This window comes from Paenibacillus darwinianus (genome assembly GCF_000598065.1).
GTDB classification, from domain to species: Bacteria; Bacillota; Bacilli; order Paenibacillales; family Paenibacillaceae; genus Paenibacillus_I; species Paenibacillus_I darwinianus.
In genome coordinates, this window is sequence record NZ_KK082161.1 from 1 (window position 1) to 7,938 (window position 7,938).

A 7,938-nucleotide genomic window follows, 5' to 3' on the forward strand; every position below is an offset into this window, starting at 1 on the left:
AAGGCCCGGCGAGCGGCTGCGCCCGGGCCATATCGCGCTGCTTGGCACGTTCGGCTATGCCGAGCTAAGCGTGGTGAGGCGGCCGCGCGTCGCGATTTTTGCGACCGGGACGGAGTTGCTGTCGATCGAGGCGCCGCTGGAGCCCGGCCGCATCCGCGACAGCAACAGCTCGATGGTCGCCGCGCTCGTGAAGGATGCCGGCTGCTAGCCGCTGCCTTACGGCCGGCTGACGGATGATCCGGAGATGATCGTGTCCGCCTTGACGGCCGCTTTTCGCGAGGCGGATGCCGTTGTGACGACAGGCGGTGTTTCGGTTGGCGACTACGATATCATGGCGGGGCTGCTCCGGCAGCTCAAAACCGCTTCGGCGTCAGGCGGCGCAGCCGGCGAGATTGGACAAGGAGCCACCGCAGCGATTGGGCCGGTTACCGACCGGGCTGCCGGTTCCGGTGGAACGGCACCGGTCAAGGCGGCAGCATACGAGGAGCCGCCGGTTGCGGCTGATTTGAGCGGCTCGCTGTTGTTCGACAAGGTCGCGATGCGGCCGGGCTCGCCCACGTCGGCGGCGCTGGTGAACGGCAAGCCGCTGTTCGCGCTTTCGGGCAATCCCGGTGCGTGTTATGTCGGTTTTGAGCTGTTCGCAAGGCCGACGCTGCTGCGCATGCAGGGCTGCGGCGATCCGCTGCCGCGTACGGTTACCGCTGAGCTTGCGGGCCCGGTGACCAAAGGCTCGCCGCATGACCGGTACGTGCGCGCCAAGCTGTTCGAACAGGGAGGGCGGCTCTACGTCGACCCGCTGGCGTTCGGCCAATCAAGCATGATGGCCTCGCTGCCTTGGGCGAATGCGCTGGTGCGCATTTCGGCCGGACGTGAAGGGGCGGAAGCGGGCATGGCGGTTCAGGCCATTGTGCTACCCTAGCGGCTGATGGCGGGCCGCTGTAAGAAGAAATAGAAACAGCCTTTCCAATCGGCGCGGAAGCCATGGGCTCCGTACGATTGGAAAGGCCGTTCTTCATTTCGGCGGGGATGTGTCCCGGAACGATTATCAAGGCGGATGAGTGCGGGCCCGTATGGCAAACACCCGGGCTCCGCCCCCGTCAGACGAGCGAATCCAACAACCATCCGGCTGCAGGTGGCTGCGGGTTGGTATAGATGCTTGAACCGCCGCTGGTATAGGAATAGGTCTCCGGCGAACGAAGAGCCGGGCTCAGCAGGCTTTGAACCGGACTCTGCCCGAGGCGGTCCAATAGCCGGCTAACACCGGTTGCCCATCCCTCGGCGCCTTTCATATCGCGTTCCGTCAGCTCCGGCCGCTCTTCGATCGATATGCCTAGCTTCATCTCATCCAGCTTCCAGCCGCCCGCAGCAGCCGGTGAGATGCCGAGCCGTTCGGCGGCTCCGGTGTTCATGACCAAGCCGATGCTCTGTCCGATGGACGGATTCAGATACGCTGTATACTCGCGGAAAAGCCCGTCAAGCCCGCTTATCACGTCGACCGCTTGCTTCACCTGCTCGACGACGGCGTCCGCATCGGATGACCCGATAGGTCGTTGACTCCAGGCGGCCGCCGCAGGGGAAATCAAATCCTGTATCAAGCGGCGGGCGTCCTTCAACTGGGACAGCCAGGCGGCCATGCGTTCGGCGGCCTCGCGAAACCGCTTCATCTGCGCGCGCCCGTCACTCTCGGGAGTGCTGCCTGCTAGGTTCTTCCGGAGCATGAATGCTTCCCGGTCCCATGGAAGGAGCGGTCGGATCGGCTGCAGCGCTTCAACCGCAGTCTTCCGGCGCAGAACGGCCGGTGAGAGCATGAAACATCGCCTCCCTTGCATGCACATGGACAGTCGATAGCCGGTACAATGCCTGTCGCCTTTATTTTAAGCCGATTGATCCGGTATGTCCATGACGGTCGGCAATGGGCTCTGTGACCGGGGGCATATGTAAGGCCCGGACCGGACGCGGACATGGGCGGCGGACCGGGCAGCTGCGGACGGCTCCTCCGCGGGGGGAAGCTCCTTGAGGAACAACGGCTGCCGATTAAATGACCAGGAAGAGCAAAGCGATAAGCGCCAGGTCGACGGCAAGAGCGGCGCCGAACGGGTAATAAGGGCCGGGATAATAGCCCGGGCCGTACCCTGCTGCTCGGGTGAAGGCCGTTGAAGCAGTGTGCTTGCCCTGCGCCGTTTTGTTCGGCTTGGACGTCCGGCTCTGTGCCCGGCTGCCCCGGATTTTCGGGCTTCCGGCCATTCCCTTCGGGTCGCCGTTCAAATACAGCCGTCCCCCCCGGCAGCCTGTCAGAACCCCGACATGCTCTGTGCCGTCCTTCATAACGATACACACGACATTGCCGCAGAGCGGCCCGATCCGATCCTCGTGAAGCGGATAAATCGGTTCCATGTGGTTGACACCTCCCTAATGTTCCTGCAAGCAGTGTATTCACCCAAGGGCGTTAGCGTATGGTCAATCACCCAAGGGACACACGCCCAACTTTCGCCGGAGCGGTCCGCTCATGAAGGCGAACGGGAACGGATGGCCGCTGACCGACGGAATCCCGCGGATCACAAGGCTTGCCATCCATAGCGCGGCGCGGCGACTGGCATTGGCCGATTTTTCTTGTCGTTCGATAGCGATTCTTCTGCGGTTATGGTACACTACATATCGTGCGGTGGCTGTCAATACCCAAAATACATAGGAAAGAATGAGGAACAATGACGGAACAATTCAACCAACAGCAGCCGGGTTTAACTGCCGGTGCGGTATTTTATTTGTTCGGCGCAACAGGCGATCTGGCGAAACGCAAGCTGTTTCCGGCTCTGTTCAGCTTATATAAGGAAGGCAAGCTGGCGGAGGATTTCGCAGTCGTCGGCTTGGCCCGCCGTCCACGAACGAACGAGCAGTTCCGTTCCGATCTGTACGAATCGATCAGCGAGTTCTGCCGCTACAAGCCGACCGATTCCGAACTGTGGAACCGGTTCGCGCAGCATTTTGTGTACATGTCGCTTGACATCCATAACCCTGACGGCTTCCGTGAGCTGAACAAGCTGTCCGGCGAGCTCGACGCGAAGTTCGGCATTCCGGGCAACCGGCTCTTTTATCTGGCGCTGGCGCCGGAGCTGTTCGGCCCCGTTTCCTTCAACCTGCGCGAAGGCGGCTTGCTGGAATCGAAAGGCTGGCACCGCCTGGTCATCGAGAAGCCGTTCGGATACGACCTGCCGTCGGCGCAGCTGTTGAACGAGCAGCTCAGCCAGGTGTTCAGGGAAGAGGAGATTTACCGGATCGACCATTACCTCGGCAAGGAAATGGTGCAGAACATTGAGGTTATCCGGTTCGCCAACGCTTTTTTCGAGCCGCTCTGGAACAACAAGCATATCGCCAATGTGCAGATTACGCTGTCCGAGACGGTGGGCGTCGAGGACCGCGGCGGCTACTACGATAAATCCGGCGCGCTGCGCGACATGGGCCAGAACCATATGCTGCAGATGCTGACCATGATCGCGATGGAGCCGCCGAGCCGCCAGCATCCCGAGGACATCCGCGATGAGAAGGTGAAGGTGCTCCGCTCGCTGCGCCAGTTTGCCTCCTCGGACGACGTGCGCAAGAACGTCATTCGCGGACAGTATGCGGAGGGTTCGCTGCGGGGCAAAGCGCTGCCCGGCTATCGTCAGGAGGATTCGGTGAATCCCGAGTCCACGACCGAGACGTATTTTGCGGCCAAGGTGTTCGTCGACAATTTCCGCTGGGCCGGCGTGCCGTTCTACATCCGTACCGGCAAAAGGCTTCCGGTGAAGACGACCGAGGTCGTCATCGAGTTCAAAAATGCGCCCGACCATGTTCTTTTCTCCCGCAAGAGCAGCCTGTCGCCGAATCTGCTCGTCATCCGGGTCAACCCGATGGAAGGCATCTATATCAAAATCAACGCGAAGCGCCCGGGCTCCGATTCGGAGATCCAGCCTGTCGCGATGGAATTCTGCCAAAGCTGCCAGATCGGCATCAACACGCCGGAGGCGTACGAGACGCTGATCCACGATGCGGTTCAAGGGGATTCCACCTACTTCACCCGTTGGGACGAAGTGGCCCATGCCTGGACGTTCGTGGACAAAATCGCGGCCGCATGGCGCGAAACGTCTTCCGACCTGCAGCTGTACCCGGCGGGCTCGTGGGGACCGAAGAAATCCGACACCCTGCTCGGGGAGGACGGCTTCTTCTGGTGGCCGGTGAACGGTCAGGACGAGGACAACGTTGTTTGGGTGACCAACAGCGGAAAATAATAAGGCATGAAGCAACGGCTCCCGTATGTGCGGGAGCCGTAAGCTGCAAATGGGACACAAGAGCAAATACCGGAGGAGGGTTCGTTCATCATGTTCAAAATCATCGATATTTCCATGACGATTGAAGACAGCATGACGGTGTATAAAAATAAAGAGGAGAAGAAGCCGAAAATCTACAATTCCTCGAATTTTCAGACCGGCCGGACGCATGAGACGCGCATCGATATCGACTGCCACGGAGGGACGCACATCGACGCGCCGCTCCATATGCTGGAGGATGGTGCTACGATCGAAACGATCGGGCTGGAGCAGCTCGTCGGCACATGCCGCGTGCTCGATCTGACGCATGTCGGCGTCGATGGCGTCGGCAGCGAGGATTTGAAGCCGCATAATCTGCAGCGCGGCGAATGGATTTTGCTGAAGACACAGAACTCGTTCACCGAAGCGTTCGATCCGGATTTCATATTCGTGAACGAGGACGGCGCGCGCCATTTGATCGAGGTCGGCATTCGCGGCGTCGGCATCGACTCGCTCGGCATTGAACGATCGCAGCCGGAGTACACGACGCATCGGCCGCTTTTCCGCAACGGCATTATTATCGCAGAGGGGCTTCGCCTCAAGGATGTGGCTCCCGGCACCTATTTCATGGTCATTGCGCCATTGAAGCTGACCGGCATTGACGGCGCACCGGCGCGCGCTTTTCTGATCGGCAACGCTTAGCCGTCCCGCGGCAGGGCACATCAAGCATGGACTAATGTTTCAGATGAGGGGAATTTACCTGGCATGAGCAAACCGTTAACCGAAGAAATCAAACAAGAGGTCGAGCGAAGACGGACCTTCGCCATCATCTCTCACCCGGACGCCGGCAAAACGACGCTGACCGAGAAGCTGCTGCTGTTCGGCGGCGCGATCCGCGAGGCCGGCTCCGTCAAGGCGCGCAAGGCGAGCCGCCACGCGACGTCGGACTGGATGGAAATCGAGAAGCAACGGGGCATCTCCGTAACGTCCTCGGTCATGCAGTTCGACTATAGCGGCCATCGGGTGAACATTCTGGATACGCCGGGTCACCAGGACTTCAGCGAAGACACCTATCGGACGCTCACGGCCGCAGACAGCGCGGTTATGCTGATCGACGTCGCGAAAGGCGTCGAGGCGCAGACGATCAAGCTGTTCCAGGTGTGCAGCAAGCGCGGCATACCGATCTTCACCTTCATCAACAAGCTCGATCGGGAGGGCCAAAGTCCGTTCGAGCTGATGGAGGAGCTTGAGCGCGTGCTCGGCATCCGTTCGGTGCCGATGAATTGGCCGATCGGCATGGGCCGCGAGCTGTGCGGCGTGTACGACCGGATGAACAATCAGGTGGAGCTGTTCCAGGGCAAGGATCATTCGAAGATCGAGGTTCGCAAGGTCGACAGCTACACGGACCCGATCATCCGCGAGATGGCGGGAGATTTCCTGCACGATCAGCTGTGCCAGGAGTTGGAGCTGCTGGACGTCGCGGGCGACCCGTTCGATCTGGAGAAGGTCAGCCGCGGCGAGCTGACGCCGATTTTCTTCGGCAGCGCGGTGAACAATTTCGGCGTGCAGACCTTTTTGGAAAACTTCCTGAAGCTGGCTCCGCCTCCTGCGCCGCGCAAGAGCACAAGCGGCGAAGTGGAGCCGACAAACGAGAAGTTCAGCGGCTATATATTTAAAATCCAGGCGAACATGAATCCGGCCCACCGCGACCGGATCGCCTTTCTGCGTATCTGCTCCGGCCGCTTCGACCGCGGCATGAGCGTCAAGCACGTGCGGGCGGGCAAGGATATCAAGCTGTCCCAGCCGCAGCAATTTCTCGCGCAAGACCGGGATATCGTCGAATCGGCGTATCCCGGCGATATCATCGGCTTGTTTGACCCGGGCATATTCCGAATCGGGGACTCGCTTTCCCAGGGCAGTGAAATTACGTTCGACGAGCTTCCGACGTTCTCGCCGGAGCTGTTCGCGAAGGTGACGGTCAAGAACGCGCTTAAGCATAAGCAGTACCAGAAGGGAATCGACCAGCTGACGGAGGAGGGCACAATTCAGGTGTTCCAGACGACCGGCTTCGAGGAAACGATTCTCGGCGTTGTCGGACAGCTGCAGTTCGAGGTGTTCGAATACCGCATGAAGGGCGAATACGGCGTCGACATCCAGCTGCACCGGATGCAGTTCCAGTTCGCGCGCTGGATTACCGGCGAGGTGGATCCGTCCAAGTACCGCATCAACTCGCAGCTCGTCAAGGATAAACATGGCAACTTTGTCGTGCTGTTCGAGAACGAATACGCGATGCGGACGGCGATGGACAAAAACCCGAACACGACTTTCCTTGAGACGGCGCCGTAATGGAGGGCTGCATGCCGGTCGTACTCTTTGTCCGCTGACTTAACTTACATTCATGCGCAACCCGTTTCGCCTCCACGGCGAAGCGGTTTTTTTTCGTTCATGGGAAATATAAGTCGATCATTGACAAACGGAAACCGCACACGTATTATATAACCAAGTAAATTAATCGGATTAAAAGGTTTTAAGAGGAGTGCGTGAAAAATGGAGAAATCGTTGACGTTAAGACATGCCGATCTGGAACTGGCGGCGACCTTGCATTATCCGAAGCAGACGAACGGCGAGTCCAAATCTCCGGCGGTTATTATATGCCACGGTTTTGTCGGCAGCCGCATCGGGGTCGACCGGCTGTTCGTGAAGACGGCGCGCGCGCTGGCGGACGCGGGTTATTACGTGCTTCGATTCGATTACGGAGGCTGCGGGGAGAGCAGCGGGGATTACGGGGCGCTCGGCCTTGATTCGATGATCGGTCAGACAAGAACCGCACTCGATTACATTCATGATATGGATTCGGTCGACCAACGGCGCGTGACGCTGCTCGGTCACAGCCTCGGGGGCGCGACGGCGCTGCTCACCGCAGTCCGGGACAAGCGTGTGAAGCAGCTGGCACTCTGGTCGGCGGTCGGGTATCCGTTCAATGATATCGTGCGGATCGTCGGCCGCAAAGCGTATGACGAGGCTGTTCAGAAGGGCAGCGCGGACTACGCGGGTTATTCCTTGCAGCCGTCCTTCTTCGATTCGCTTTCCGAGCATCAGCCTTTTCAGGCGGCAGCCCGGTTCAGCGGCGACGTGCTCCTGCTGCACGGGACGAGCGACGATGTCATCCCGGCCGATTACAGCTTTCTCATGCAGAAGGTGCTATGGACGCGTTCGGAGGGGAGTTGCGATAAGGAAATCGTATTCCAGGCGGATCACACCTATTCCACGCGGCGCCATCAGGAGGAAGCGATACGTCATACGCTGGACTGGCTGAAACTTCAGGAGAAGCGGCAGCAGGAATGGCATCATTGGAGCATTTAACGCGCAAGAAATGAAGGACAAACGGCGGGTAGTATGGTTTAATGGAAGGAGCGGAAATAACCGACAAGCGGCGTAAAGGATGGGAGAAACCAGTGGTGCGTAACCAATCGGCATTCCGGCTGGGGATGCTGTTGATGTTGATGATGACGCTTTTGGCGACGGCTTGCAGCCAGGGCGGGACCAATGGTCCAACCGTAGAAGGAGAAACGACAACTGCCGTAATCGACAATGCGGACGGGGGCGGACTGGCTACCGCTCCGGCAGAGCAGCCGGCGGCTTATGTGTCGCCGCT

The 7,938-nt window shown here is 59.5% G+C and carries 8 protein-coding genes and 1 pseudogene; 7 read left to right on the top strand and 2 right to left on the bottom strand.

What is annotated here, in order from left to right; all coding sequences use genetic code 11:
- Both BG52_RS16070 and BG52_RS08515 read left to right on the top strand, forming a co-directional pair.
- A pseudogene (locus BG52_RS16070) lies at positions 1 to 208 on the top strand (gephyrin-like molybdotransferase Glp); the annotation flags it as partial.
- Positions 209 to 226: 18 nt separating this feature from the next.
- Positions 227 to 919: a molybdopterin-binding protein gene (locus BG52_RS08515; RefSeq protein WP_223298957.1), complete on the top strand. Its 693-nt coding sequence runs from the start codon at positions 227 to 229 to the stop codon at positions 917 to 919.
- Positions 920 to 1,097: 178 nt separating this feature from the next.
- Here BG52_RS08515 and BG52_RS08520 read toward each other — a convergent pair whose 3' ends face one another.
- The gene (locus BG52_RS08520) at positions 1,098 to 1,808 is read right to left on the bottom strand and encodes a hypothetical protein (RefSeq protein ID WP_036581512.1); all 711 of its coding nucleotides are present in this window, start codon (positions 1,806 to 1,808) and stop codon (positions 1,098 to 1,100) included.
- 226 nt (positions 1,809 to 2,034) lie between these two features.
- Complete coding sequence (locus BG52_RS08525; RefSeq protein ID WP_036581509.1) at positions 2,035 to 2,394, bottom strand: hypothetical protein; 360 nt, start codon at positions 2,392 to 2,394, stop codon at positions 2,035 to 2,037.
- 311 nt (positions 2,395 to 2,705) lie between these two features.
- On the opposite strand from BG52_RS08525, the gene zwf reads away from it, so the two are divergent.
- The 5 genes from zwf to BG52_RS16075 all read left to right on the top strand — a co-directional run.
- Positions 2,706 to 4,265, top strand: coding sequence for a glucose-6-phosphate dehydrogenase (gene zwf / locus BG52_RS08530; RefSeq protein ID WP_036581507.1), 1,560 nt, complete (start codon positions 2,706 to 2,708; stop codon positions 4,263 to 4,265).
- 90 nt (positions 4,266 to 4,355) lie between these two features.
- The gene (locus BG52_RS08535) at positions 4,356 to 4,985 is read left to right on the top strand and encodes a cyclase family protein (RefSeq protein ID WP_036581504.1); all 630 of its coding nucleotides are present in this window, start codon (positions 4,356 to 4,358) and stop codon (positions 4,983 to 4,985) included.
- Between the two features lie 63 nt (positions 4,986 to 5,048).
- On the top strand, positions 5,049 to 6,629 hold the full coding sequence (locus tag BG52_RS08540) for a peptide chain release factor 3 (protein ID WP_036581502.1): 1,581 nt from the start codon (positions 5,049 to 5,051) through the stop codon (positions 6,627 to 6,629).
- A 201-nt stretch (positions 6,630 to 6,830) separates the two neighbouring features.
- Positions 6,831 to 7,646, top strand: a complete 816-nt coding sequence (locus BG52_RS08545; RefSeq protein WP_036581499.1) for an alpha/beta hydrolase — start codon at positions 6,831 to 6,833, stop codon at positions 7,644 to 7,646.
- A gap of 95 nt (positions 7,647 to 7,741) precedes the next feature.
- Positions 7,742 to 7,938, top strand: a 197-nt coding sequence (locus tag BG52_RS16075) for a hypothetical protein (protein ID WP_190287507.1), incomplete at its 3' end; no start/stop codon positions are given.